Here is a 24,033-nt window from a genome sequence, read left to right as displayed (position 1 = left end):
GAGTCAGCAGCAGGCTGTCGTCACACCAGGCACTGCTCGAGCCCCTGCTCGAGAATTTCGCGCGGCAGTTCGATGCCGATGAACACCATGCGGCTCTGGCGGTTTTCGTCCTTGCCCCACTCCGGGCCCAGGTCGCTGCCCATCAACTGGTGCACGCCCTGGAAGATCACCTTGCGCTCGGTGCCCTTCATGTTCAGCACGCCCTTGTAGCGCAGCATGCGCGGGCCGTAGATGTTGACGATGGCGCCCAGGAAGTCTTCGAGCTTGGCCGGATCGAACGCGCGGTCGGCCTTGTACACGAAGCTCTTCACGTCGTCGTCCGTGTGGTGATGGTGGCCGTGGCCTTCGTGCTTGTGCGAGGGATGGTCGCAATGCTCGCCATGCGCGTGGTCATGGTCGTGGTGGTCGTGATCGTCTTCCTTGAGGAAGTCGGGGTCGATGTCGAGCTTGGCGTTCAGGTTGAAGCCGCGCAGGTCGAAGATGTCCTTGAGCGGCACATCGCCGAAGTGCGCCTTCTGCTGCGGCGCGCGCGGGTTCATGTGCTTGAGGCGATGGATCAGCGCCTCGGTTTCCTCGGCCGACACCAGCTCGCTCTTGCTGATGAAGATCTGGTCGGCAAAGCCCACCTGGCGGCGCGCTTCCTGGCGGTCGTTCAGCTGCTGCGGCGCGTGCTTGGCATCGACCAGCGTGAGGATCGAGTCGAGCAGGTAGCTCTCGGCGATCTCGTCGTCCATGAAGAAGGTCTGGGCCACCGGGCCGGGGTCTGCCAGGCCGGTGGTCTCGATCACCACGCGATCGAAATCCAGGAGGCCCTGGCGCTTCTTGGCGGCCAGCAGCTGCAGCGCTTCGCGCAGGTCTTCGCGGATGGTGCAGCAGACGCAGCCGTTGCTCATCTGCACGATCTGCTCTTTCGACTCGGTCACGAGGATGTCGCTGTCGATGTTCTCTTCGCCGAACTCGTTCTCGATGACCGCGATCTTCTGGCCATGGGCCTCGGTCAGGATGCGCTTGAGCAGCGTGGTTTTGCCCGAGCCTAGAAAGCCGGTGAGGATGGTCGCGGGAATGAGGGCCATGAGGGATGCTCCGGAAGCGGAAAACTAAAAACGGGGGGTGGCGGGCAGTTTAGCCAATGCCACTGAGTTGCGTTGGCGAAGGGGTCAAGCGGGATTTTCAGGCGGGCTTGCGCACCACCACCAGGCCCTTCAGATACTCCCCTTCGGGGAATTCGATCGTCATTGGATGGTCAGGCGCCGCGCCCAGGCGTTCGCTGATGTAACCGTCCACGTTCGCGTCCAGTCCGGCCGAGGCCACGATCTTGTGGAACAGGTCGGCGCTGATGCCGCCCGAGCACGAAAAAGTCAGCAGCACGCCACCCGGCTCCAGGATCTTGAGCGCGAGGCGGTTGATGTCCTTGTAGGCGCGTGCCGCGCGCTCGGCGTGCGCCACCGTGGGCGCGAACTTCGGCGGGTCGAGCACGATGGCGTCGAAGGTGCGGCCCTGGTCGATGAATTCGCGCAGCACCGTGTTGACGTTGGCGTCGAGAAACTCGGTCTTCACGCCCGAGCCCTCGCCGCCGAAGCCGTTGAGCGCGATGTTGGCGCGCGCGAAGTTCAGTGCCGGCTGCGACGAATCGACCGACACCAGCTCGGCCCCGTCGAGTGCGCCCGCCGCCTTGAGCCCCGCCAGCGCGGCGACGGTGAACCCGCCCGTGTAGCAAAAGCAGTTCAGCACGCGCCTGAAGCGCCGGTGCTTCGCGAGTTCGGCAAAGCGCTGGCGGCTGTCGCGCTGGTCGAGATAGAAGCCGGTCTTGTGGCCGGTCGCGATATCGAGCGACAGTTTCCAGTCGTGCTCGCGGATCGTCATCTCGGTCGTGCCCTCCCCGCGCAGCCAGCCGGTGACCGGCTTCAGGCCTTCGCGCTCGCGGCCGCTGGCATCGGAGCGCTCGTAGAGCTTCGTGAGGCCCGTGGCCTTGAGCAGCGCATCGGCCAGCGCGTCTTTCCAGCGCTCCACGCCGGCCGAGAGGAATTGCGCGACCAGCGTGTCGCCGTAGCGGTCGACGATCAGCCCCGGCAGGCCATCGGCTTCGCCATGGACCAATCGCACACCGTCGCTCTGCAGGTCGAACAGGCCGCGCGCCCGCACGGCGCGCTCGCACACCGACGCGAGGAACGCCGCGTCGATGCGCTGCGTTTCGACAAAGCTCCAGGCCCGCGCGCGGATCTTCGAGGTCGGGCTGAACGCCGCCCAGGCGAGGAACGCGCCGTCGTGGGATTCCACCCGCACCGTCTCGCCCGAGTCGGCACCGCCGCGCGCAATGGCGGATTCGAAGACCCACGGGTGGCGGCGCTGCATCGAGCGCTCTTTGCCGGGCTTGAGGCGAAGGGTTTTCATTTTTTTACTTGCTTGCTTGTTTATTTGTCTTTGTCGGTCCGGGCCTTGGCGCGTGGATGCGCCGCGTCATAGACCTTCGCCAGATGCTGGAAATCCAGCCGCGTATAGACCTGTGTCGTCGCGATGTTCGCGTGCCCCAGCAGCTCCTGCACCGCGCGCAGATCGCTGCTCGACTGCAGCACGTGGCTCGCGAACGAGTGCCGCAGCATGTGCGGATGCACGGGCGCCGCGAGCCCGGCCTTCAGGCTGCGTTCGCGCAGCAGCTTCCACACCGCCTGCGACGACATCCGTGCACCCCTGCTGCTGACGAAAAGCGCGGGCACCGAGCGGTCGCCCCGCACGTCGAGCCATTCCTGCAGCGCCTCGGCGGCCTTGCCGCCCACCGGCACGATGCGGCGCTTGCTGCCCTTGCCAAGCACATTGGCTTCCCTGGCGTCGAGATCGACCCAGCCGAGCGCCGTGTTGCTCGCCTGCGCATCGAGCCCCGTGAGCTCGCTCACGCGCAGGCCGCAGCCATACAGCAGCTCGACGATGGCGCGGTCGCGCGCCTCGATCCATGGGTCGGCGTCTTCGTCGTGCAGCTCGGCCAGTTGCACCGCGTCGTCCACGCCCAGCGCCTTGGGCAGCGGCCGGCCGGCCTTGGGCGCATGCACGTCCTGCACCGGGTTGAAGCCGATCAGCCCTTCATGCCCGAGCCAGCGGTAGAAGCTGCGCCAGCACGACAGCACCAGCGCGATGCCGCGCGGCTCGCGCCCGGCGCCGTGCAGCTTGGCCATCCAGCGGCGGATGTGGGCGGTCTGCACCCGGTCCAGCGGCAGATTGGCCTCGGCCGCGTTTTCCCTCAGCGCCTGCAGATGAAAGGCGTAGAGCTCGACCGTTCGCGCCGCGAGCCGGCGCTCCACGCGCACATGCTCCAGGTACTTTGCGATCCAGTCCGGCGGAGCGGATGCGGTTGGCTCAGAAGAGATAGCCATGGCCGGCATTGTTGATGATGGCTGCCGGCTCGCGCAATGCGCCCTTGAACAGCATGCCCCAGCGGCGCCAGCACGAGGTCGGCGCGGCGGCGTACTGCACGTCGAAGGTTTGGTCGAAACCGCTCATGCGCACCAGCCGCTCCACGCGCCACAGGTGGTAGGGCTCCGACACGATCACCACGCTGCGCACCCCGGCCGCCTGCAGCAGCGGGCGCGAGAGCGAGAGATTCAGCCGCGTGGAAGTCGATGCGGGCTCCTGCAGCATCGGCCCCGCAAAGCCCAGGCCTTGCGCGTGCTGCTGCATCACGTCGGCCTCGATGCGCCCGTCTTCCTTGTCGACGCCGCCCGTGAACACCAGTTGCTTCACCCGGCCCGCTTGCGCGAGCGCAATGCCCGTATCGACGCGCCCCGTGAGGCAGGGATTCGGCTTGCCGTCCAGGTACGCCCGGCTGCCCAGGATCAGCGCCGCGTCGGCGGCCCGTTGCGGCGGGTTGTCCAGCACCTCGTCGGCGCGCTGCCAGATGACGACGCCGATCGCCGCATAGGCCAGCGCCAGGACACCGAGCGCGCCGAGCAGCGCGACCTGCCACGGCCGGCGCAGCCAGCGCGGCCGGTTCAAGGACGCAGCCGCGAGAGGCCGCCCGAGGCCAGCTCGGCGATGCGCTCGAGAAAGTCGGTGCCCATCTCGGCGTTGAAGCGCTGCGCGTCGGGCGACGCGAGCACCAGCAGGCCGAAGGCCGGCGATTCGGCATCGGCGCGCAGCGGAATCAGCGCGATCGACATCGCCGCCTGCGGCTCCGGCAGCCAGTTGGCCGCCTCGAAGCCCGAGTTCAGGCCGCAGTACGGCGAGGTCAGCGAGGTGGCCAGCGCCTTCACGTCGTCGCTCACCCACTGGGCATAGGCTTCGTTGAGGTATTCGCTGCTGCAGTCCCACACCTTGATGGCCGTCTGCGGCACCAGGAACAGCGACTGCAGGTCGACCGCGATGCGGTAGGGCAGGCTGCGCGGGTCGCGCGTGGTGAGGAGCCCGCTGGTCCAGCGCTGCAGCCGGTCGGCGATGACGACGTTCTCGGTGCCGTGGCGCACCATGTCCATCAGGCGGTGCTCCAGCGCCTTGATCTTCTCGCGCAGCATCTCGGCCTGCCGCTCCTGCAGGCTCACGGCGCGGTTGCCGTGGGGGCTGGTGAGTTGCACCTGCGCCAGCAACTGGGCATGGCGCTCGAAGAAGTCGGGCGTGTTCGCCAGGTAATTGGCGATGTCGTCTTCGGTGATCGGGTTCATGGCGTCGTTGTCTTGAGTGAATTGGGTCATGGCTGCTCCGCGAGGTCGGGCACTTCGATGTCGCCCTCGAACACCGTCGTGGCCGGGCCCGTCATGAGCACCGGCTGGCCCTCGCCCTGCCATTCGATCGTGAGAATGCCGCCGTGCGTCTGCACGTCGACGCGTCGGTCCAGCAGCCCGAGCCGGATGCCCGCCACCACCGCCGCGCAGGCGCCCGTGCCGCAGGCCAGCGTTTCGCCGGCGCCGCGCTCGAACACCCGCAGCCTGATGTGGGAGCGGTCGACCACCTGCATGAAGCCCGCATTCACCCGCTGCGGAAAGCGCGGATGGTGCTCGATCTGCGGGCCCTGCTCGGCCACCGGGGCGGTGTCGACGTTGTCGACCACCTGCACCGCGTGCGGATTGCCCATCGAGAGCACCGCGACCGACACGATGGCGCTGCCGGCCCGTGTGCCCAGCGCGAGGTGCCACTTTTCCCAGGCGCCATCGGGCTGCGCATCGAGCCCGGCGGTGTCGAAGGGCACGCGCGCGGCCTCGAAGATGGGGGCGCCCATGTCGACCGTCACCCGGCCGTCGTCGCCCATGCGCGGCTCGATCACGCCGGCCAGCGTCTGCACGCGCACCTGGGTCTTGTCGGTGAGCTTGTGCTCCTTCACGAAGCGCATGAAGCAGCGCGCGCCGTTGCCGCACTGCTCGACCTCGCCGCCGTCGGCGTTGTGGATCACGTACTGGAAGTCGATGCCCTCGGCCGGCGATGGCCGCACCGTGAGGATCTGGTCGGCGCCGACGCCGAAATGGCGGTCGGCCAAAAAGCGGTACTGCGCGGCGGTGAGGCCCAGCGTGCCGCGGGTTTCGTCCAGCACGACGAAATCGTTGCCGGCTCCCTGCATCTTGGTAAAGCGGATTCGCATCCGGGGATTATCGCCACCGGCACCGCGCCTGACGACCCGGTGCCGATAAACCCGCTACACCCGCTACAGCGCCAGGAAGTGATGCACCTCGGGCTTCCCCGGCCCGATGTGGAAGCGCAGCGCCTCGGCCTGCAGGTCGGCATCGGCATGCGACACGCGATGGTGCTGGCGCAGGTGCTCGGCCCACGACTCCACGAGGAACCATTCCATCACCCGTTCCGCGTCGTTCGTGTGCTCGTGCACGCCCCAGGCGTAGGCGCCGTCGCGGCGGCGCTCCAGCGACAGCCGCTTCATCGCCGCCATGAAGGCCGGCCGGTCGTCCTTGCGGATGCGGTACTCGACCTGGATCATCACCGGGCCGCGGTCGTGCGCCACGGGCTCGGCCAGGAGCGGCTCGGGCCAGTGGTTCGAGGCCTGCAGGTCGGCCTCGCCGGCGGGCAGCCGCACGCGGTGGAACGCGAGCCCCATCACCACCAGCCCCACCGCGCCCGCCACCAGCGTGGCCGGCACGCCGATCTGCTGCGCGACCAGGCCCCAGCCCAGGCTGCCCGCGGCCATCGCGCCGTTGAACACCGTGAGGTACACGGCCAGCCCGCGCCCGCGCACCCAGTTCGGCAGGATCGACTGCGCCACGCCGTTGAGCGTGGTCAGCGCAATGATCCAGCCCAGCCCCAGGACGCCCAGCATCGGCACCGCGAGCCATTGCGGCGGCGCGAACACCAGGCCGCCCATCACCGCGGCCGTGAGCAGCGAGGCGAGCAGCAGCATGCCGTCGGCATCGAGCCGGGCGCGCAGCCGCGGCATCACCAGCGCGCCGCCGATGGCACCCGCGCCCACCGCGCCGAGCAGGATGCCGTAGAAGCTCGCCGTGCCCCCGAGCATCTGGCGCGCCACCAGCGGCAGCAGCGCCCACACCGAGCTCGCGAACAGGAAGAACACCGCCGCGCGCAGCAGCACCACATGCAGTTCCTTGCTGGCCCGCGTATAGCGGATGCCTGCGCGGAAGGCGCCGAAGAAGTTCTCCGACAACCCGCTGTCCACCGCCGCCGGCCGCTTCCACCACAAGAGCGCCGCGATCACGAACACATAGCTCAGCACGTCCAGCCCGTAGGTGGCCGCCGCGCCGAAGCTCGCAAGAATCAGCCCGCCCGCCGCCGGCCCGATGGAGCGCGCGATGTTGATGCCCAGCGAGTTGAGCGCCACCGCGCTCTTCAGGTCGCTGCGCGGCACCAGCTCCGGCACGATCGACTGCCAGGTCGGCCCCATCAGCGCCGCGCCGATGCCGCCCACGAAAGTCAGCGCGATCAGGTATTCGACGGTGAGCGAGCCGGTGTGCGAGAGCACCAGCAGCGTGCCGCTCACCGCGCCCAGCAACACCTGCACGAAGATCAGAAAGCGCCGCCGGTCGAGGATGTCCGAGAGCACGCCCGCCGGAATCGCCAGCAGGAAGATCGGCAGCGTGGCCGCCGTCTGGATCAGCGCCACCGCCGTCGGGCTCGCCGACAGGTCGGTCACCAGCCAGGAGCTGGCCACGTCGCGCATGAAGCTGCCGATGTTGCCCAGCACGGTGGCGGCCCACAGCACCGCGAAGACCGGCTGGCGCAGCGGCGCGAAGGCGCCGGCGGATTTTTGCGGCTCAGTCATCCTGGCGCTCCTTGAGATCGAGCCAGGCGACGAGCAGGAAGCCGCCGACCAGGCCCAGGTGTTCGAAGAAAGAGTTGGCGGCCATGAAGCGCTCGTGCCCCAGCGGCATTTCCCAGAAGCGCAGCGCGACGAAGGTTGCCATCAGCGTGAAGGCGCCGAGCGCCAGCGCGCCGAGCCAGCGCCAGAAACCGATGAGGATGAGCGCCGCAGCGCCCAGCTCCAGCACGATCACCGCCGCGGCCAGCGGGCCGGCCGGCGACAGGCCGAAGTGGTTCATCTCGGCGATGGCGGCGTCGAAGTCCATCGCCTTGTTCAGGCCGCCCTGCAGGTAGGCCGCGCACAACAGCAGCAAGGCGATCCAGCGCACGGCGGGCGAAAGGGTCCGGAGCATCGCCTTCATCACACCGCCCAGCAGGCGCAGCCGAGCGCGCCCCAGAAGCTCTTCAGGTCGGCAATGGGCAGCTTGCTGCTCCATGCCGTCGCGTGGCTGTGGCCGTGCACGTTGCAGTCGTTGGCGCAGGCGCAGGCGGCTGCGGCATTGCGCAGCACCTTCTGCATCGGCGCGCCCTCGGCCGTGTCGGCCCAGCCCGCATAGCCGCCGAAGGTGCGCGCGGGCGACCAGTCGGGCATGGCCGGCGGCAGCGTGCCTTCGTCATGCGCGGCGAACGGGCCGGCGCCGTAGACCACCTTGCCGCCCACCATGGTGAGCAGTGCGGTCGTGTCGGCGATTTCCGATTCGGCGCAGGCGAAGAAATCGCGGTCGGGCACCACCAGGTCGGCCAGCTGGCCGGCCTCGATGCGGCCTTTCTTACCTTGCTCGTTCGAGAACCAGGTGACGTTCTCGGTCCACATGCGCAGCGCGCCTTCGCGGTCCAGGCAGTTGCGCTGCGGGTACAGCTGCATGCCGCCCACCGTCTTGCCCGTGACCAGCCACGACAGCGACACCCACGGGTTGTACGAGGCTACGCGCGTTGCGTCGGTGCCGGCCGACACCTTCAGGCCGCGCTCCAGCATCTTCTTGACCGGCGGCGTGGCCTCGGCCGCGCCGGGGCCGTAGCGCTCCACGAAATACTCGCCCTGGTAGGCCATGCGGTGCTGCACCGCCACGCCGCCGCCCAGCGCGGCGATGCGGTCCATCGACTTCTCGGAGATCGTCTCGGCGTGGTCGAAGAACCAGTTCAGGCCCGCGAGCGGCGTGTCCTTGTTGACCTTCTCGAACACGTCGAGCGAGCGGCTGATGGTCTCGTCGTAGGTCGCATGCATGCGCCACGGCCAGCGGTTCTGCGCCAGGATGCGCACCACGCCTTCGAGCTCGCCTTCCATCTCGGGCGCCATCTCGGGACGCGGCTGGCGAAAGTCTTCGAAGTCGGCCGCCGAAAACACCAGCATCTCGCCCGCGCCGTTGTGGCGGAAGTAGTCGTCGCCCTGCTTGTACGTCGAGTTCGCCGTCCAGTTCAGGAAGTCTTCCTTCTCGGCCTTGGGCTTCTGTGTGAAGAGGTTGTAGGCCAGGCGAATGGTGAGCTGCCCGTCGTCGTGCAGCTTGCGGATGACTTCGTAGTCGTCGGGGAAGTTCTGGTTGCCGCCGCCCGCGTCGATGGCGCCGGTCACGCCCAGGCGGTTGAGCTCGCGCATGAAGTGGCGCGTGGAATTGAGCTGGTAGTCGAACGGCAGCTTGGGCCCCTTGGCCAGCGTCGCGTAGAGGATGGCCGCGTTCGGCTTGGCCAGCAGCAGGCCGGTCGGGTTGCCGGCGCCGTCGCGCACGATCTCGCCGCCGGGCGGCGCGGGCGTGTCCTTGGTGTAGCCCACGGCGCGCAGCGCGGCGCCATTGAGCAGCGCGCGGTCGTACAGGTGCAGGATGAACACGGGCGTATCGGGCGCCACCGCGTTCAGCTCGGCGATGGTCGGCAGGCGCTTCTCGGCGAACTGGTGCTCGGTGAAGCCGCCCACCACGCGCACCCACTGCGGTGCGGGCGTGATAGCCACCTGCCGCCGCAGCATCGACATCGCATCGGCCAGGCTGCGCACGCCGTCCCAGCGCAGCTCCATGTTGTAGTTCAGGCCGCCGCGAATGATGTGCAGGTGGTTGTCGATGAGACCCGGCAGCACGCGCTTGCCCTGCAGGTCGATCACGCGGGTGTGGCTGCCGGCCAGCGGCAGCACGTCTTCGGCGCGGCCCACGCGGGTGAAGCGGCCGTCCTTGATCGCCACCGCGTCGGCGGTGGGGTTGGCGCGGTCCAGCGTGGTGAAGCGGCCGTTGCGCAGGATGAGGTCGGGGGTGGAGTTCGGGGTGTTGGCCATGGTCGATGCGGGTGCGAGGGAGGTTGCGGCGAGCGCGCCGAGGGCGCCCAGGAAGTGGCGGCGTTGCGGGTCCGCGGCGCTCATGCGTCGCTCCGGTCCGACGGACGCGTGGCAGCGGTCTTCACCGCCTCGGGCTGCACGCACTTGGGCAGCTCGCCGAACACATGGGGCTTGACCTGGTGATGCAGCCACGAGGTGGCGGCCGGCCGGTCGAGCACGTGCCGCACCAGCGGTGGAATCTGCTCGCCGAGCAGGATGCCCAGGAGCCCCACCAGGGCGATCACCGGCGGCGCCGGCGAGCGCACCTGGAAGAGCGCGTAGATCACGCCGACCAGAAGGCCGAGTGCGAGGGAAACGACGTAGGTCTTCATGGCGGGCGCCTCTTTCTTTTCTTCCGCTCAGCCTTCGTGCGCGCCGAACATCGTCTTGGCGTACGTCACGCCCAGGCCATAAGCGCCGCCCACCTTCTTCGCGATGCCCGTGGTCAGCTCGTACGTCTCGCCGCGGGCCCAGTCGCGTTGCAGCTCCAGCAGGTATTGCAGCGAGGTCATCGGCCGTGCGCCGGCCTGCACCATGCGGTCCATCGCGCGGTTGTGCGCCTCGGTGGAGACATCGCCGCAGGCATCGGCGATCACGTACACCTCGAAGCCTTGGTCGAGCGCCGACAGCGCCGGGCCCACGATGCACACGCTGGTCCACAGGCCCGCCAGCACGATGCGCGGCTTGCCGATTTCGTTCACGCGGTCGATCACGGCGGCGTCTTCCCAGGTATTCATCGAGGTGCGGTCGAGCATCTTCTGGCCCGGGAACGCGTCGGTGATCTCGCTGAACATCGGGCCCGAGAAGCTTTTTTCAGCCACCGTCGTGAGGATGGTCGGCACCTTGAAGCCGGCCGCCGCCTGCGCCACCAGCGCGGCGTTGTTGCGCAGGTTCACCGCGTCGATCGAGTGCGTGGCAAAGGCCATCTGCGACTGGAAGTCGATCATCACCAGCGTATGGTCGGCGGGGGTCAGCAGCTTGGAACCGGCGGTAGGGGTGGCTTGGATGGACATGAAAAAGACTCCTGGGTGGTTGAACGGATAATCGATTGAATTCACAATTGCTTTCGGAGGGAATCTCCTTGGCATGGGCTCAATCATCGGGTCCGAATCAACCGCCATTGACGAAACTTTTCAGCCCCAATGATCGAAGTTTTCGATCATTCCTTTTTCCACCCGCCCCCCAAGGAGCCGCCGCGTGCTCAAGCTCAGCCTGGAAGCCATCGAGGTCGTCGACGCCATTGCGCGCCACGGCTCCTTCGCCGCCGCCGCCACCCACCTGAACAAGGTGCCCTCCACCATCTCGTATGCGGTCGGCAAGCTCGAGGAACAGTTGGGCATGCTGCTCTTCGAGCGCAACGGCCCGCGCGTGAGCCTCACCGCCGCCGGCGACGAAATGCTGAAGGAAGGCCGCTGGCTGCTCGGCGCCGCGAGCGACCTCGAATCGCGCATGCGGCAGATCGCCACCGGCTACGAGTCGGAGCTGCGGCTGGTGCACGACTCCCTCATTCCCACCGAGGCGCTCATCGGCGACATCCGCGCCTTCGAAGACCTGCGCTGCGGCACGCGATTGCGCGTCGGCTGCGAGGCGCTCACCGGCAGCTGGGAGGCGCTGCGCGAGGGCCGCGCCGACATCGTCATCGCCGCGGGCGAAGGCCCGGCCGGCGGCGGCTACCAGGCGGCGAACGTGGGCAGCATCGAGTTCGCGTTCTGCGTCGCGCCCACCCATCCGCTCACCCGGCTCGGTCGTCCGCTGGAGCGCGGCGACTTGCTCGACTGCAACGCCATCGTCGTCGGCGACACCGCGCGCACGCTCTCGGACCGCACCGTCGGCCTGCTCGCGGGGCAGCCGCGCATCACCGTGCCGTCGATGGCCGCGAAGGTCGCCTGCCAGGTGGCCGGCCTCGGCCACGGCTTTCTGCCGCGCGCCTGCATCGCGAACGAGCTCGAACGCGGCACGCTGGTCGAACTTCCGACCGAGGAGCCGCGCGCGCCCGAGGTGTTCTGGCTCGCGTGGAAGACCGGCGCGAAGGGGCAGGCGCTGCGCTGGTGGCGCGAACGGTTGAACCGGGCGCTGGTGCCGGCGCTGCTGCCGCGCTCGTTCGTGCGGTAACGATGCAGACGCGGCCGGGCGTTCAGCCCGCCGCGCGCAGCTTGTCCAGCGCCCGATCGAGAAACGCCAGCCGGTCCTGACCCCAGAACCGCTCGCCGTTCAGGATGAACGTCGGCGCGCCGAACACGCCCGCTTCCACCGCCTCCGCGCTGTTCGCGCGGTACACGGCCAGCGTCTCGGCCGCCTGCTCCAGCGCCTGCAGCGAAGCGCCGTCGTAGCCGTTTTCGTTGGCGACGGCGATGCGCACATCGGCCTGCGAGGTGTCGCGCTCTTCGGCCCACAGCGCGCGCAGCAGCGCGTGCGAGAGCGGCTGCGCATCGAGCCCCTTCAACTGCGCGGCGATCACCATCCAGCCCGGGTACTTGTTCCAGTTCGGATCGGTGGGCGCGCCCTTCGGGTAGTGCGCGGGCGCCAGGTTCATCGGCATGCCGAGGTAGTCGCTCCAGCGCGCGAGTTCGAGCGCGTGGTAGGTGCGGCGCGGCTCGGGGCGGGTCTTGAGCGGAATGCCGCCGGTTTGCGGCACCACCGCCTGGAAGTCGTAGGGCTTGAGCGTGAGCCGCACATGGTGGCGGCGCACGATGTCCTGCAGTTGCGGGCCGCCGAGGTAGGCCCAGGGGGAAGAGAGGCTGTAGTAGCAGTCGAGCGCGATCATGTTTCGATTATCTTCAGCGCATGCCCGCCCACGCCGCGCCCCTCACCCTTTCGCCTTCGGGGTCGGCGCCGGCACGATGAAATTCCCCGCCTTCCTCTTCTCGCTCTTTCTCTCCCGGCTGGCCGACCAGATGCTGCTGTTCCTGGTGCCGCTCGTGGTGTTCCAGGTGACGCAGGACGTGGCGTGGTCCGGCTACGCCTTCGCGGCCGAGACCTTTCCGCGCTTCCTGTCCTTTCCGATCTGCGGCGCGCTGTGCGATCGCATCTCGCCGCTCAAGCTCCTGCGCGGCAGCCAGGTCCTTCGCGCGCTGGTGTGCCTGCTCGGCGTGCTGGGCAGCACGGCGATGGGCGGCATCGGCTGGCTCGTGGGTCTGTCGGCCGTGTGCGGCGTGCTCACCACGCAGGGGATGATGGCCCGCGAGGTGCTGCTGCCGCAAATGGCGGACGGCAGCAGCGGCAGCCACGGCCGCACCTTCGACAAGGTGCTGGCCTATGCCCAGACCGCCGACCAGACCGGCATGGTGCTCGGCCCGCTGCTCGCGGCCGGGCTCATCGCGCTGTGGCCCTGGCAGGCAGCAGTGGGTGCGGCGGCGGCGCTCTTCGTGCTGGCCGACCTGGCCATCGCGTACTGGCGGCGCGGCAATCCGTTGAAGCTGCGCGAACCCGAGCCCGCGCGGGAGCGGCAGCACCTGCTGCGGCCGATCGCCATCGCGCTCGGCCATGTGCTGCGCCTGCCCGGGCTGCTGCGGCTCACCGTGCTCACGGCCGGCGTGAACCTGATGCTCGGCACCACGCTCGCCTCGTCCGCCGCGATGGTCACCGGCCTGCACCAGCGCTCGGCCACCTACTACGCGGGGCTGCAGACGCTCGGGGCCGTGGCCACCATCGCGATATTGCTCGCCATCATCCGCGGCTCGTTCGCGCTCAGGCCCATGGGCGTGGCCTCGTACGCGCTGATCTTTGCGGGCGGCCTTCTCACCGCCCTGAGCCCCAGCCATTGGGGCTACGCACTCGGCTTCCTGCTGGTGATCGGGTTCGACAAGATGTTCAGCATCTACATCCGCATCCACCGCCAGCGAATCATTCCGCCAGAGGACTACGGCAAGACCACCGGCGTGATCGTGCTGCTCAACAACCTCACGCAGCCGGTGGCGGGCCTGCTCGTGGGCGCGCTCGCCGATGCGGCGCAGACCGGCCGGTTGATCCTGGCGCTGTGCCTGATGGTCGGCGCCATCGGCATCGCCGTCGCGCTCGCTGCCCACCGGTCGGCCGCGGCCGCGCGCGGTACGACTACATCACCTTGACCGCACGCCCGATGAACTGGATCGGCCCCGTCGGCCGGTCGAGCGGCGAGCCGTTCTCGGGCTCCAGCGTCAGCTCGAACAGCTGATTCGGCTCCAGCGGCGGCAGCTTGTCGATGGGAATGCGCAGCGTCTGGCCCTGTTGCTTGACGAGGCCCAGCGACACCGGCCCGCGCCACTGGTCGGCCTTGGTCCAGAACTGCAGCGTCTTCTGCGGCGGCACCTCGAACGTGCCCAGCGGCACGAGGCTGAGCTGGCGCGACGACGAATTGGCCTGGATCACCCAGCCCGGCGATTTGTTCTCGGGTGCGACGAGCACCACCATGTACTGCGTGGCCGGCGGCGTCGCATCGCGCGTGACCACCACAGCCAGCAGCAGCGCCGCCGTGGCGAAGCCGCCCGCGGCCAGCCCGCGCCAGAGCTTGAGGTTGTTCCACCAGCCGACGACGCCGGCAGCCTGCGCCTTCGATGCTTTGCCCAGCCCGTCGACGCTGCGCTCGATGCGCCTCCAGAGCCAAGGCGACGGCTCCGACGGCTCGGCCAATGCCGTGAGCGGCTGCAGCCGCGCCTCCCACGCGCGCACCGCTTCGCGCAGCGCCGGCTCGCTGCGCATGCGCAGCTCGACCGCCGCGCGCGACGTGGCCGAGAGCGTGCCCAGCACGTACTCGCCCGCCAGCCCGTCGATGTCGTTGATGTCGTTGATGTCTTTGTCTTGGTCTTCAGCGGTGCTCATCCCATGCACTCCCGCAGCGCGCGCATGCCGCGCTGGATCCACGCCTTCACCGTGCCCAGCGGCGTCTGCAGCCGCTCGGCGATTTCGCCATGCGAGCAGCCGTCGACATACGCATAGAGGATGCAATCGCGCCGCGCCGGCTCCAGCCCCGAGAGGCAGCCGTGCAGCCGACCGAGATCGGCGCGCAGCTCGAGGGGATCGGCCGCCTCCGCATACGCCGCGAGCGAGGCGCGGTCATCGACCGCTTCGGCCGCGTCTTCGTCCAGGCTCACCTGCCGCGCGCCGCTGCGCACCATGTTCAGCGCCGCATGGCGCACCACGCTGTACACCCAGCCCCGACCTTCGCCGAGCGCGGGGTTGAAGCTCTCTGCGCGCTGCCAGATGCTGATGAAGGCATCGTGCAGCACGTCTTCGGCCTGCTGGCGCTGGCGCACGATGCGCAGCGCCACGCCCATCAGGTAGCGGCTCTCGCGCTGGTAGAGCTGCTGCAACGCCGTACGGTCGCCGCGGGCGCAGGCCATGAGCGCGGCGTCGTAGTCGAAGGGGGCGGTGGAGAGAGGGGGTGACAAGAAGTTCTGCGGCGGGTGGTGGGCGGCCCATCGTAGTGGAGCCGGCCCGTACCGCAACAGATTCACCCCCGAATCATCAGGACGCCTTCCAGAAGATGTAGTCGGCCTGGTACTTCACGACCTGCTTCTGGCCCTTGGTGGCGGGCGTGCACGGCACGGCGGCCGGTGCCACGCCGCCTTGCAGCGCCACGCGCTGGATGTAGGTCACGCCCGTCATCGCGCCCGAGCCCATGGCCGGGTTGGCCTTCACGAGCTGGAACGGCAGGCTGGTCGGACCCGAAGGCGCCACGGCCAGTTGCGTGGCGGTGAGCTTGGAGCCGTCGTTCGACTCCCAGGTGGCCGGCGGGCCGTAGTACTTGCCGACCTGCTTGCCGCTGCGGTCGTTGAGCTTCGCATCGGGGCCGACGAACACCCACTCGGTCTGGCCGGGGGCGTTGGCCTTGTCGCGGCATTCGTAGGTGATGTCGCCCACGCCGACGGTTTCCATGGCGACCTTGTTGCCTGCGGGCACCTGGATGGTGGGCGGCAGGCTGGACTGGTTGAACGTGGGGGCCATCGACATCGAGCCGCAGGCGGTGAGCACGGCGGCAGCGGCGGCGACGGTGCCAAGGACGGCGATCGAACGGGAGGTGGTGTGCATGGACATGGAATTGCTCCTGGATTCCTGGGTTGTAGAAGGACAGCAGCTCCTCGCTGCTGAAAGTAACTACCCGCCAGATGCGCGTTTGGATGCAGGGAAAGCAAAAAATATTTCTGCGAAGCCCCCGGGGGTTCATCCCCAACCCCGCCCAAAGCGCGCCAGCCCCCCTCAGGCCGCCAGATTCTTCGGGAACAGCGCCTTCTTGATCACCGCGTGCACGCCCCAGTTGCCGTCCACCACCTGCGTCACCGCGAAATCGACCGCCACCGAGATCAGCGACACCGCTTCGTCTTCGTCCAGCGAATGGGCTTGCATCAGGTAGCGCCGCGTCTTGTTGAATGCATCGCGCATGGCGCCTTCGAGCGACGATTTCTTGTAGATCTGCGCTTGCGCGTCGGCCCCCAGCTCGCTCAGGTGGTTGGCAAAGCTGAAGCCCTGCACCACCCATTCGGTCTCGGTTTCGAGAAAGGGGTAGTTCAGCTCCGCCAGGAACCCACCCTCGATCTGCGCGCGCTTGTGCAGCACCAGCTGGAACACCCCCGTCAGCGAGCATTCGATGGCCGTGCCGCACAGTTCCGAATCGCCCTGCGACGCATGCGGGTCGCCCGCCGAGAACAGGGCGCCGGGCACCGACACCGGCAGGAACAGCTTCGCGCCCTTGCCCGCGCGCCAGTTGTCGAGGTTGCCGCCGAAGTAGCCCGGTGGAATCGAATCGACCATGCCGGCCTCGCGCGGCGCCACCGCGAGCATGCCGAAGTGCGGCCGCAGCGGCACGCGCGCCTTTTCCAATACGCCGAAGCGCTTGACGATGGTCTCGGGGTCGACCGGCACCCCCGGGTAGTCGATGGTCTCGTGCCGCACGCCGAAGGGGTCTGTCTGCGGCGTCCAGCGGAAGTTGTAGACGGCGCGCGCCACCGGCTCCTGCGGCACGGCGTTGTCGATCTCGTAGATGGTGACCACCTCGCGCTTCTTCGGCTCGGTGATCTGGTCGCGGTAGTGAAAGCCCCACCACGCCGCCGCGTTGCTGCCGAAGATGCGCCCGTGAAACGCCGCGCTGCAACTGGGCCTCGGCTGCACGTCGAGGATGCGGATCTCCAGCACGTCGCCCGGCTCCGCGTCGTGCACATAGACCGGCCCGGTGCAGATGTGCACGCCGAAGCCCTCGCCCGCGCCGCGCCCGAAGATCGACGCGTCCATCGGCCCGGCGCCGCGGCGGTCGACGGCTTTCTTGTCGGCGGTCCAGTGAAAGACGCTCTCCGCCCCCGGGTCGCCGTCGATCATGCGTTCGCGGTCGTCCGAGGCGTGCTGCGTCAGCGTCTCGATGGTCACCACGTCGCCCGAGCGCACCGAGATCACCGGCTTCAGCGAGCGGCTGAGGTAGCCCCAGTGCACCGTCTTGTCGGACACGGGCAGGTAGTAGTGGCAGTGGCTGGGCGCGGCACCGTTGGCTGCCGAAGTGGCCGAAGTGGCCGAGCGCTTGGGGATCAAGGCCAGCGCCACCGCGTAGCGGGCGTGGTCGCCCAGCAGCGCCTGGAACGGACTGTGCGGCGTGCGCGCCGGCGCCGCATCGGCGGCGGCCGGTTTTGTCTCGCTCCCCTTCAGCGGTCGCCCGCGCTGGTCGTGCAGCGTCTGCGCATGCGATGCCGGCTGCGCGCGGTAGGCCTTCGGCGATACGCCATAGCGCGCCGTGAAGGCCCGGCTGAAATTCGCCGCATCGCCGAAGCCCCAGCGAAAGCACAACTCCGAAATCGTGAAGTGGTTCAGCGCCCGGTTCGCCAGGTCGAGCCTGCAACGCTCCAGCCGACGTTCGCGCAGGTACTCGCTGAAACTCGTTGCGCCCACTTTGAAGAGCTTCTGCAGGTAGCGCGCGGAGAGCCCCTCGATGCGCGCGACGCTCTCCACGGACAACTCCGCGTCGCCCAGCCGCGCCTCGACGGTCCGGCAGATGCGCCGCAGGTGGCTCAACTGCACCGAGGTCGGCTGGTCCGAAGGCTCCGCCAGCTCGGTCGACGTTTCTGCCTCGCGCGACAGGCAGGTGACCAGGAGGTCGGTGAGCGTGGCCTCGACCGACAGCAGGTCGTCACGCCCCAGGTGATCGATCTGCTCGGCCAGCGATTCCGCCATGGCCAGGCACATCGCGCCGACGCCATGCGCCGGCGTGATGCGCTTGGCCTCGGGGTTGCAGGTACGCACCAGCCGCAACAGGAAGCTCGCCGATTCCAGCTTGACCACCAGCGCGCGGCAATCGGTGTGCAGCGCCAGCCGCCACGCCTGTGCCGGGTCGAGCAGCACGGCGGCATTGGCGGCGAGCGCGACCGACGCGCCCTGCTCCTGCAGCACGCCGCTGCCCTTGAGCAGCACGAACAGCAACACCGCACGCCCCGAATGCCGCGCGTTGCCGCCGTCGGGCACCAGCACCTGCGGCGAGAACGCGAGCCGCACGAACACCGAGTCGAGCGTCGAGCTGCGCGAGGACACATGCCCTTCGAGCGACGGCAGCCCCTCCCCCACGCCCGCCTCGGTGCGCATCAGCGCGCGGGCCAGCACCTCGTCCAGCGCGGACTGCCGCAGCGCCTCGGGAAAGGCATCGGTCGAAAAGCGTCGGAGGTCGTCGAGCATCAGGGTCGAACTATGAGGGGACGCGGCGGACGGGTACAGGGCAATCGGCCCCGAACGAGGCCGCGACAAGTTTTTGTGCGCCTGCCGACAAGGCCGAGACGCCACCGTCCTTCGAGACTTGGGTTGCACATCATCAACAGCCCACTCGCAAGGAGCGTTCCAATGACCACCCCCTACAACCACATCTGCAGCCCGGCCTGCACCCACGGCGCCTCGCCCGCCGAAGAAAAACTCATCAAGGAAGAGTTCCAGGTCGCCCGCCGCTCGTTCCTGCGCGATGCCATGGTTGTCGGCGGCGGCGCCGTCTCGGTGGGCGCGTTGACTGGTGCGATGGCGCCGGCCAGCGCCTTCGCCCAGGGCGCATCGAGCACCGGCAAGCCGGGAAGCGGCATGGCCAGCCACTACTACATTCCGGCCGCAGCCAACACCGTGCTCTGGGGCTACTTCAGCAAGAGCGCCAAGCCCGTCGTCGAGGTCGAGTCCGGCGACTACGTGACCATCGAGACCCTGACCCACCACGCCAACGACGACGCCGAACGCATGGTGCAGGGCGATGCCGGCGCCGAGAGCGTGTTCTTCTGGGACAAGCAGCGCAAGGGCGTCAACCGGCGCGGCGCCGGCCCCATGGACGCGAAGAACGGCGCGGGCGGCGGCCAGGGCGTGCACATCTGCACCGGCCCCGTGCGCGTGAAGGATGCCGAGCCCGGCGACATCCTCGAGGTGCGCATCATCGACGTCGTGCCCCGCCCTTCGGGCAACCCCAAGTACAAGGGCCGCGCCTTCGGCAGCAACGCCGCCGCCAACTGGGGCTTTCACTACGGCGACACCCTCACCGAGCCGAAGAAGCGCGAGGTCGTCACCATCTACGAGGTCGACGTGACCGGCGAGCGCAACTGGGCGCGCGCCGTCTACAACTTCCGCTGGACCCCGCAGACCGACCCCTTCGGCGTGGTGCACCCCACCATCGACTATCCCGGCGTGCCCGTGGACCACCGCACCGTCAGCAAGAACGAGAACGTGCTCAAGAACATCCGCGTGCCCGTGCGTCCGCACTTCGGCACCATCGGCGTGGCGCCGGCGGAGGCCGACATGGTCAGCTCCATTCCGCCCAGCTACACCGGCGGCAACATCGACAACTGGCGCATCGGCAAGGGCGCGACCATGTACTTTCCCGTGGCCGCCCCCGGCGCCATGTTCACCGTGGGCGATCCGCATGCGTCGCAAGGCGATTCGGAGCTGTGCGGCACCGCCATCGAATGCTCGCTGACCGGCACCTTCCAGCTCATCCTGCACAAGAAGGCCAGCCTGCCCGGCACCCCGCTGGCCGAGCTGCGCTACCCCCTGCTGGAGACGCAGGACGAATGGCTGCTGCACGGCTTCAGCTACGCGAACTACCTGGCCGAACTCGGGCCCGATGCGCAGAACCAGATCTTCAAGAAGTCATCGGTCGACCTGGCGCTCAGGGACGCGTATCACAAGATGCGCCACTTCCTCATGACCACGCAGGGGCTGGGCGAGGACGAGGCGATCTCGCTGATGTCGATTGCGGTGGACTTCGGCATCACGCAGGTGGTGGATGGGAACTGGGGCGTGCATGCGCTGGTGAAGAAGAGCATTTTTCCGGCGCGTGGGGGATAGGCAGCGTCCATCGGGAAAACTTGAATCGCGGCCGGCGTGACAAAGTTCTAGCCGGTTGACCTTGGGCCACAGTGTCATCGGCTGCATCGGCCTACAACCTCCCAGACCACAACTGGGAGGTTCCAAGATGATGCGAAGAATTCTCGTGGTCGGCGATCCGCCGGCCCCTGGCGGTCGCGTGCTGCCCTACGGCGGCCCGACGAGCGAACTGCATGGCCATCGGGTGGCATTGATCGGTGGCAGGGCTTACTGCGAGGGATGCAACAGCGTCGGCATCATCGCGAAGGCAGGAGGACCGCGCAGGCCGCAGTTCATATCAGAGGCGGCGCTGGAGGGAGATGTGGTTGTTTGCCAGTGCCCGGTGCCGCAGCCGCTGGTCTCTGTGCTGCAGCAATCTGCGACGTATGACGATGAAGACTCGCGGGCGGTTGGAGTCGCACCGAGCGCATCGGTGCTGGCCACGACCGCAGCAGCCACCGCCAAAGCGGAAATGGCCGCCTTCAAGAAGACAGTGGATGCCGCTGTCACGCATCCGCCAGAGGCCGAGCAGACCGAGAACATCTGCCCGAACATGACCAACAAGGATTTCGCCATCCGGATGATGGCAATTCGAGACAGGGCGGTAGAGCTCATCGCAAACAAGCGCCTGCCTGAACTTCGGCGCTGGAACGGTGCCGATCAGGCGCGCGTTGCCCAATGGTTCGGCAAGGCGGACTCATCCTTGCGGGAGTACCTGCACGCGGGCCTCTCGGCCTGCGACCGGGTGTTGCGTGGCCTGCAGGAGAAAAACTTCGTGCGCTATTCGCTCACGGCCCTGAAGCACGTGAACTGCATCATCGAGCCTCCATCGGGGGTTATGGCGGCGGTCTGCAAACCCGACATTCGAACGCACACCATCGCCATTCACATCGACTTCTGCCATCTGCGAACGACATCTGCAACCGTCGATTCGCAGCTGTCAACGCTTGTGCACGAAGTCACGCATTTCGACGACACCTTTGGCAGTTTCGACACGATCAACCACCTCGGCGATTCTCTGAGGGCAGCAAAGGCAACTCCCGACAAGGTGAGGAACAACGCCGACAGCATTGCTGGCTATGTCGTTTGGGGAGAGTCTTATGGGAGCTAGATTCTTCGCCGTGCTGTCTCTGGTGCTGGCTACCGGGCAGGCCCCGGCATGCAGCTACATCGTGCAGGCCCAAGTGACTTTCGAACCCGGCTCGGCAGAGCTGGATCGATCGCAGGTCATCAAGCTCTCGGAATGGATCGGCCGTTCTTACGCGGCCTACCCTCTGTACACGAGCGCTGCGGTGGAGGCCGGCGCTTCCGGCGAGGCTCCTCGTGAGACCAGAAATCTGGCCCGGCTGCGCGCGGCCAACACGGCAAGAGCACTGCGCATGTTGCTGCGCACCGAGCTCCCGATCGCATCGGCTTCCCAGGCTTATCGCTTCCCGAAGAACCGCTTCGAAGAGAGCAATGATTTCGCAGTCGTTCAGCTCTACCCCGATGTCGGGAGACTGAAACTGCCGGGCTGCAATCCTGGCCTCCCGGACGAGTTGGAGCGCTGATGCGAACTCACTGATTCCTTGCCCTTGCCCGCGCCTTCATTCCCGCATGGAGCCTCGCATGCTCGTTCGGCGGTCCCCTCAATACAAATAAACCGCCCCCGCCGAAGGCACAGAGTTGTCCGCCTGATTCCCCCCGATCCCCGTCGCGTTGCTCGCCTCGCCGTACGCCCCCACCGCGAGCGTCTTGCCATCCGCGGAAAGCGTCAGCCCGTAGCCGAACGCATCGCCGCTGCCCGGGTTCGGCGCCTTCACGAAGCTCTTGAGCGCCCAGCCCGATGCGCGCTTCTCATACAGCATGACCGCGCCCGAGCTGGTGCCTGCCGGCGTCATGTCGCCGTTCACGCCGGCGGATGCCGCGCCGTCGCGGAAGCTCGCGACGGCGATCAGCGAGCCGTCGCCGGAAACGCTGGTGCCGTAGCCACCGAAGCGCGCCTCCACCTGAGGCAGGGGCGCGGAGATTCGCTGCTCCAGCTGATAGCCCGCCCCGACGCGCCGGTACACGTACAGCGCGCCCGCCACCGTGTAGCCCGCGTCGTCTTCGCGGCTCGCGCCGACGATCACCACCTCGCCGTTGCCCGACATCGCGATCGAGCCGCCGAACCACGCGTTGGCCGACTGCACCGGCTGCTCGAAGCGGGTGTTCAGCGTCCAGCCGCCCGCACCGGCGGCCTTGGTGTACACGTACGCCGCACCGGCGTCGGCCAGGCCGCCAGCGGAGTTTTCGTACTGCGCCCCCACCGCGATCGTCGCGCCGTCTTGCGAGATCGTGGCGAACGCGCCGAAGAGCGAGCCCGGCTCGCCGCTCGGCGCGTCGATGCGCTGCTCCAGGACCCACTGGCCCGACGCCTTGCGGTACACATAGAAGTCGCCCGCCCCCGTGATGCCGTACTCCGACACCACGGCCACCGTGCCGTCGCGCGACACGCTCACCGACGAGCCGAAGTCGCCGAGGTTACGCGGCAGCGGCGACCTCCACGTCTCGCTGTGCGCCCACCCCTGCGGCCCGCGCACATACACCTCCACCTGGCCGCCCTGGATCGTGCCGCTCTGAAAGCGCCCCGCGAGCAAGGTGCCGTCGTCCGAAAGACTCACGCTCGCCGGCGCCGATTCCGGCCACACCAGCGTCTGCACCCAACGCCAGTTGCCCGCGTCGTTGCCGTACAGATGGACCGCGTTCGCCCGCGGGTCGGCAATTGCCATGAGCAGGCCGTCGGGCGAGAACGCGATGGCGCTTCTGCCCAGGCCCATGCTGGAGACGCCGGCAAGATCGGCCGGCCGCTTGAAATAACCGATGGCCCGCGTCGCGTCGGGCAGCACCGGGGCCGACCACGCGCTGCAGCCGTTGGCGTTGCAGGCCTGCAGCGCGTAGCGGTAGGCGGCGGGCGGCGCGGCCAGCGAGAGGTTCTGCAGCGCATAGGTGGTGCCGGTCAGGTTGTCGGCCAGCACGCCGAAGGTGCCGCTGTTCGCCGGGTCTTCGCCGAGCCGGTAGTACGTGGCGCGCGCCTCGGCCGTCCAGCTGAAGAGAAACGCCTTGGGCGCATAGCCCACCGAAGGCACCGCGGGCACCGACGGCGGCAGGCTCGCCGGATCGGCCACGCAGGTCGCGACGATGTCGGTGACCGGCGCGGTGGCGATGCCGCTCGCGTTGGCAAGCGTGCAGAGCTGGCCGACCGGCTGGGTGCGCACCGTCACGTCGAAGGCCGCGCCGTGCGGTAGCGCCTGTGCAAAGCTGAAGCTGCCGTTGGCCGTCACGCTCAGTTCGTCGGCGCCGTTGTTGTTGTTGCGCAGGACCAGCGTGCCCGAGGCGGCCAGGCCGCTCACCGTGCCGCCGATGGCGTAGGTGCGCGCGGCGCAGACCACGCGCACGTCGCCCACGTCGCCCGTGCTCGCGCTCACCGTGCCTTGGCCCGCGCTCACCGCGCAGGTCTGGCCCACGGGTTGCTGCGCCACGGTGACGGCATACGGGTTGCCCGCGACCACGCGGGTGGCGAAGACAAATGCGCCATCGGCCGTGAGCGTGAGGTCGTCCTTGTCGTTGTTGCGCAGGACCACCGTGCCCGCAAGGCCGCTGGCCGTGCCGCCGATGGCGAAGCTGCTGACGCTGGGAGGTGAAGGCGGGGGTGACGACGGCGGCTGTGCCGGCGGCACGATCGGCAAGAAGCCGCCGAAGCCCGCGCTGCCGCCACCACCGCCTCCTCCACCACCGCACCCCGCAAGAACGAGGGCCGACAGCGCGGCACCGATGCAGAGAAGAAGAAAACGCTTCCCCGGGCCATGCCGAAGCACCGAATGCTGCCGTTCCATTTTTGCAACCTATTTGTCAGATTTTGTCGGCGGCGATGGTAGGTCGGCGGGCGTGCGAAGCCCATACCCGAGAACAGGTAGATGGGTGGATGCGAGCGGGTGTGGATGGGCGCGTGCGTGTTGTCGACGTGCGGGTCTCAAAGCCCCAGCAGCAATAGCGACTGACGGGCGCCCACGGGATGCGCAGGGCAGCCGGTCGGCGCGCGCCCGTTGGCGGGGCGCGCTGCCTACCTGCTCACTTACTTGCTTGATTGCTTGTTTGTTTGTAAGCGCGCGGTGATCCCGTCTTGAGTTGCGGGCTCGGGTCTATGACGATGGTGTCCACCAAGGATTTAGGTGGACACCTATGGAAGACTCCAA

22 protein-coding genes are annotated in these 24,033 nt (G+C 68.2%); 5 read left to right on the top strand and 17 right to left on the bottom strand.

Annotated elements, in window-relative coordinates:
• Positions 1-20: 20 nt before the first annotated feature.
• The 11 genes from J2W23_RS20820 to J2W23_RS20770 all read right to left on the bottom strand — a co-directional run bounded on the left by J2W23_RS20820 (position 21) and on the right by J2W23_RS20770 (position 10,551).
• Positions 21-1,073 carry a CobW family GTP-binding protein gene (locus tag J2W23_RS20820; RefSeq protein WP_176660157.1) on the bottom strand — a complete coding sequence of 351 codons (1,053 nt, stop codon included), beginning with the start codon at positions 1,071-1,073 and terminating at the stop codon, positions 21-23.
• A 97-nt stretch (positions 1,074-1,170) separates the two neighbouring features.
• A complete protein-coding gene (locus tag J2W23_RS20815) occupies positions 1,171-2,391 on the bottom strand; it encodes a class I SAM-dependent rRNA methyltransferase (RefSeq protein WP_307650093.1) in 1,221 nt (406 codons plus the stop codon).
• A gap of 20 nt (positions 2,392-2,411) precedes the next feature.
• On the bottom strand, positions 2,412-3,365 hold the full coding sequence (locus J2W23_RS20810; protein ID WP_307650092.1) for a tyrosine recombinase XerC: 954 nt from the start codon (positions 3,363-3,365) through the stop codon (positions 2,412-2,414).
• Complete coding sequence (locus J2W23_RS20805; RefSeq protein ID WP_307650091.1) at positions 3,349-3,984, bottom strand: YdcF family protein; 636 nt, start codon at positions 3,982-3,984, stop codon at positions 3,349-3,351. Before J2W23_RS20805 ends, J2W23_RS20810 begins: the two co-directional genes overlap by 17 nt.
• A complete protein-coding gene (locus J2W23_RS20800) occupies positions 3,981-4,676 on the bottom strand; it encodes a DUF484 family protein (protein WP_176660153.1) in 696 nt (231 codons plus the stop codon). The genes J2W23_RS20805 and J2W23_RS20800 overlap by 4 nt, the downstream gene beginning before the upstream one ends.
• Positions 4,673-5,557 (bottom strand): diaminopimelate epimerase, encoded by an 885-nt coding sequence (gene dapF, locus J2W23_RS20795; protein WP_307650090.1) that lies wholly within the window; start codon positions 5,555-5,557, stop codon positions 4,673-4,675. Before dapF ends, J2W23_RS20800 begins: the two co-directional genes overlap by 4 nt.
• Positions 5,558-5,620: 63 nt before the next feature.
• Complete coding sequence (locus J2W23_RS20790; protein WP_176660151.1) at positions 5,621-7,201, bottom strand: MFS transporter; 1,581 nt, start codon at positions 7,199-7,201, stop codon at positions 5,621-5,623.
• Positions 7,194-7,601, bottom strand: coding sequence for a DoxX family protein (locus J2W23_RS20785; protein ID WP_373423967.1), 408 nt, complete (start codon positions 7,599-7,601; stop codon positions 7,194-7,196). Before J2W23_RS20785 ends, J2W23_RS20790 begins: the two co-directional genes overlap by 8 nt.
• A complete protein-coding gene (locus J2W23_RS20780; protein WP_218104719.1) occupies positions 7,601-9,499 on the bottom strand; it encodes an amidohydrolase in 1,899 nt (632 codons plus the stop codon). The genes J2W23_RS20785 and J2W23_RS20780 overlap by 1 nt, the downstream gene beginning before the upstream one ends.
• An 80-nt stretch (positions 9,500-9,579) precedes the next feature.
• The gene (locus tag J2W23_RS20775) at positions 9,580-9,870 is read right to left on the bottom strand and encodes a DUF1427 family protein (RefSeq protein WP_307650088.1); all 291 of its coding nucleotides are present in this window, start codon (positions 9,868-9,870) and stop codon (positions 9,580-9,582) included.
• Between the two features lie 27 nt (positions 9,871-9,897).
• Positions 9,898-10,551: a hydrolase gene (locus J2W23_RS20770; protein WP_307650087.1), complete on the bottom strand. Its 654-nt coding sequence runs from the start codon at positions 10,549-10,551 to the stop codon at positions 9,898-9,900.
• Between the two features lie 184 nt (positions 10,552-10,735).
• Here J2W23_RS20770 and J2W23_RS20765 point away from each other — a divergent pair, with 184 nt between their 5' ends.
• Positions 10,736-11,650 (top strand): LysR family transcriptional regulator, encoded by a 915-nt coding sequence (locus tag J2W23_RS20765; protein ID WP_307650086.1) that lies wholly within the window; start codon positions 10,736-10,738, stop codon positions 11,648-11,650.
• 22 nt (positions 11,651-11,672) lie between these two features.
• Here the strand turns inward: J2W23_RS20765 and J2W23_RS20760 are convergent, their stop codons facing one another.
• Positions 11,673-12,302, bottom strand: coding sequence for a 2-hydroxychromene-2-carboxylate isomerase (locus J2W23_RS20760; protein WP_307650085.1), 630 nt, complete (start codon positions 12,300-12,302; stop codon positions 11,673-11,675).
• A gap of 76 nt (positions 12,303-12,378) precedes the next feature.
• On the opposite strand from J2W23_RS20760, the gene J2W23_RS20755 reads away from it, so the two are divergent.
• Complete coding sequence (locus tag J2W23_RS20755) at positions 12,379-13,605, top strand: MFS transporter (RefSeq protein ID WP_307650084.1); 1,227 nt, start codon at positions 12,379-12,381, stop codon at positions 13,603-13,605.
• Here J2W23_RS20755 and J2W23_RS20750 read toward each other — a convergent pair.
• The 4 genes from J2W23_RS20750 to J2W23_RS20735 form a co-directional block, all read right to left on the bottom strand.
• Positions 13,592-14,335, bottom strand: coding sequence for an anti-sigma factor (locus J2W23_RS20750; protein WP_307650083.1), 744 nt, complete (start codon positions 14,333-14,335; stop codon positions 13,592-13,594). The two genes, J2W23_RS20755 and J2W23_RS20750, sit on opposite strands and share 14 nt — an antisense overlap.
• Positions 14,332-14,856, bottom strand: coding sequence for a sigma-70 family RNA polymerase sigma factor (locus J2W23_RS20745; RefSeq protein ID WP_307650327.1), 525 nt, complete (start codon positions 14,854-14,856; stop codon positions 14,332-14,334). The genes J2W23_RS20750 and J2W23_RS20745 overlap by 4 nt, the downstream gene beginning before the upstream one ends.
• Positions 14,857-14,980: 124 nt before the next feature.
• Positions 14,981-15,550 (bottom strand): DUF3455 domain-containing protein, encoded by a 570-nt coding sequence (locus tag J2W23_RS20740; RefSeq protein WP_176660142.1) that lies wholly within the window; start codon positions 15,548-15,550, stop codon positions 14,981-14,983.
• Between the two features lie 162 nt (positions 15,551-15,712).
• Positions 15,713-18,163, bottom strand: a complete 2,451-nt coding sequence (locus tag J2W23_RS20735) for an acetamidase/formamidase family protein (protein WP_307650082.1) — start codon at positions 18,161-18,163, stop codon at positions 15,713-15,715.
• A 162-nt stretch (positions 18,164-18,325) separates the two neighbouring features.
• Here J2W23_RS20735 and J2W23_RS20730 point away from each other — a divergent pair, with 162 nt between their 5' ends.
• From J2W23_RS20730 to J2W23_RS20720, 3 genes are all read left to right on the top strand, one after another.
• On the top strand, positions 18,326-19,801 hold the full coding sequence (locus J2W23_RS20730) for an acetamidase/formamidase family protein (protein WP_307650081.1): 1,476 nt from the start codon (positions 18,326-18,328) through the stop codon (positions 19,799-19,801).
• A gap of 127 nt (positions 19,802-19,928) precedes the next feature.
• The gene (locus J2W23_RS20725; RefSeq protein ID WP_307650080.1) at positions 19,929-20,930 is read left to right on the top strand and encodes a M35 family metallo-endopeptidase; all 1,002 of its coding nucleotides are present in this window, start codon (positions 19,929-19,931) and stop codon (positions 20,928-20,930) included.
• A 10-nt stretch (positions 20,931-20,940) separates the two neighbouring features.
• Positions 20,941-21,369: a hypothetical protein gene (locus J2W23_RS20720; protein ID WP_176660138.1), complete on the top strand. Its 429-nt coding sequence runs from the start codon at positions 20,941-20,943 to the stop codon at positions 21,367-21,369.
• Between the two features lie 78 nt (positions 21,370-21,447).
• Here J2W23_RS20720 and J2W23_RS20715 read toward each other — a convergent pair whose 3' ends face one another.
• Entirely contained in the window at positions 21,448-23,673 is a 2,226-nt protein-coding gene (locus tag J2W23_RS20715) for a hypothetical protein (RefSeq protein ID WP_307650079.1), read from the bottom strand.
• Positions 23,674-24,033: the final 360 nt, after the last annotated feature.

Source organism: Variovorax boronicumulans (assembly GCF_030812215.1).
GTDB classification, from domain to species: Bacteria; Pseudomonadota; Gammaproteobacteria; order Burkholderiales; family Burkholderiaceae_C; genus Variovorax; species Variovorax boronicumulans_C.
The sequence above is the reverse complement of the archived record's forward strand: the minus strand, read 5'-3'. Positions and strand labels throughout refer to the sequence as shown.

Bases quoted from the DNA above. Each gene is read 5' to 3' on its own strand.
- J2W23_RS20810 (WP_307650092.1), bottom strand. From the start codon at position 3,365: ATGGCTATCTCTTCTGAGCCAACCGCATCCGCTCCGCCGGACTGGATC.
- J2W23_RS20800 (WP_176660153.1), bottom strand. From the start codon at position 4,676: ATGACCCAATTCACTCAAGACAACGACGCCATGAACCCGATCACCGAA.
- J2W23_RS20815 (WP_307650093.1), bottom strand. From the start codon at position 2,391: ATGAAAACCCTTCGCCTCAAGCCCGGCAAAGAGCGCTCGATGCAGCGC.
- J2W23_RS20745 (WP_307650327.1), bottom strand. From the start codon at position 14,856: ATGGCCTGCGCCCGCGGCGACCGTACGGCGTTGCAGCAGCTCTACCAG.
- J2W23_RS20755 (WP_307650084.1), top strand. From the start codon at position 12,379: ATGAAATTCCCCGCCTTCCTCTTCTCGCTCTTTCTCTCCCGGCTGGCC.
- J2W23_RS20770 (WP_307650087.1), bottom strand. From the start codon at position 10,551: ATGTCCATCCAAGCCACCCCTACCGCCGGTTCCAAGCTGCTGACCCCC.
- J2W23_RS20760 (WP_307650085.1), bottom strand. From the start codon at position 12,302: ATGATCGCGCTCGACTGCTACTACAGCCTCTCTTCCCCCTGGGCCTAC.
- J2W23_RS20730 (WP_307650081.1), top strand. From the start codon at position 18,326: ATGACCACCCCCTACAACCACATCTGCAGCCCGGCCTGCACCCACGGC.
- J2W23_RS20785 (WP_373423967.1), bottom strand. From the start codon at position 7,601: ATGAAGGCGATGCTCCGGACCCTTTCGCCCGCCGTGCGCTGGATCGCC.
- dapF (WP_307650090.1), bottom strand. From the start codon at position 5,557: ATGCGAATCCGCTTTACCAAGATGCAGGGAGCCGGCAACGATTTCGTC.
- J2W23_RS20735 (WP_307650082.1), bottom strand. From the start codon at position 18,163: ATGCTCGACGACCTCCGACGCTTTTCGACCGATGCCTTTCCCGAGGCG.
- J2W23_RS20775 (WP_307650088.1), bottom strand. From the start codon at position 9,870: ATGAAGACCTACGTCGTTTCCCTCGCACTCGGCCTTCTGGTCGGCGTG.
- J2W23_RS20780 (WP_218104719.1), bottom strand. From the start codon at position 9,499: ATGGCCAACACCCCGAACTCCACCCCCGACCTCATCCTGCGCAACGGC.
- J2W23_RS20790 (WP_176660151.1), bottom strand. From the start codon at position 7,201: ATGACTGAGCCGCAAAAATCCGCCGGCGCCTTCGCGCCGCTGCGCCAG.
- J2W23_RS20740 (WP_176660142.1), bottom strand. From the start codon at position 15,550: ATGTCCATGCACACCACCTCCCGTTCGATCGCCGTCCTTGGCACCGTC.
- J2W23_RS20750 (WP_307650083.1), bottom strand. From the start codon at position 14,335: ATGAGCACCGCTGAAGACCAAGACAAAGACATCAACGACATCAACGAC.
- J2W23_RS20725 (WP_307650080.1), top strand. From the start codon at position 19,929: ATGATGCGAAGAATTCTCGTGGTCGGCGATCCGCCGGCCCCTGGCGGT.
- J2W23_RS20820 (WP_176660157.1), bottom strand. From the start codon at position 1,073: ATGGCCCTCATTCCCGCGACCATCCTCACCGGCTTTCTAGGCTCGGGC.
- J2W23_RS20715 (WP_307650079.1), bottom strand. From the start codon at position 23,673: ATGGAACGGCAGCATTCGGTGCTTCGGCATGGCCCGGGGAAGCGTTTT.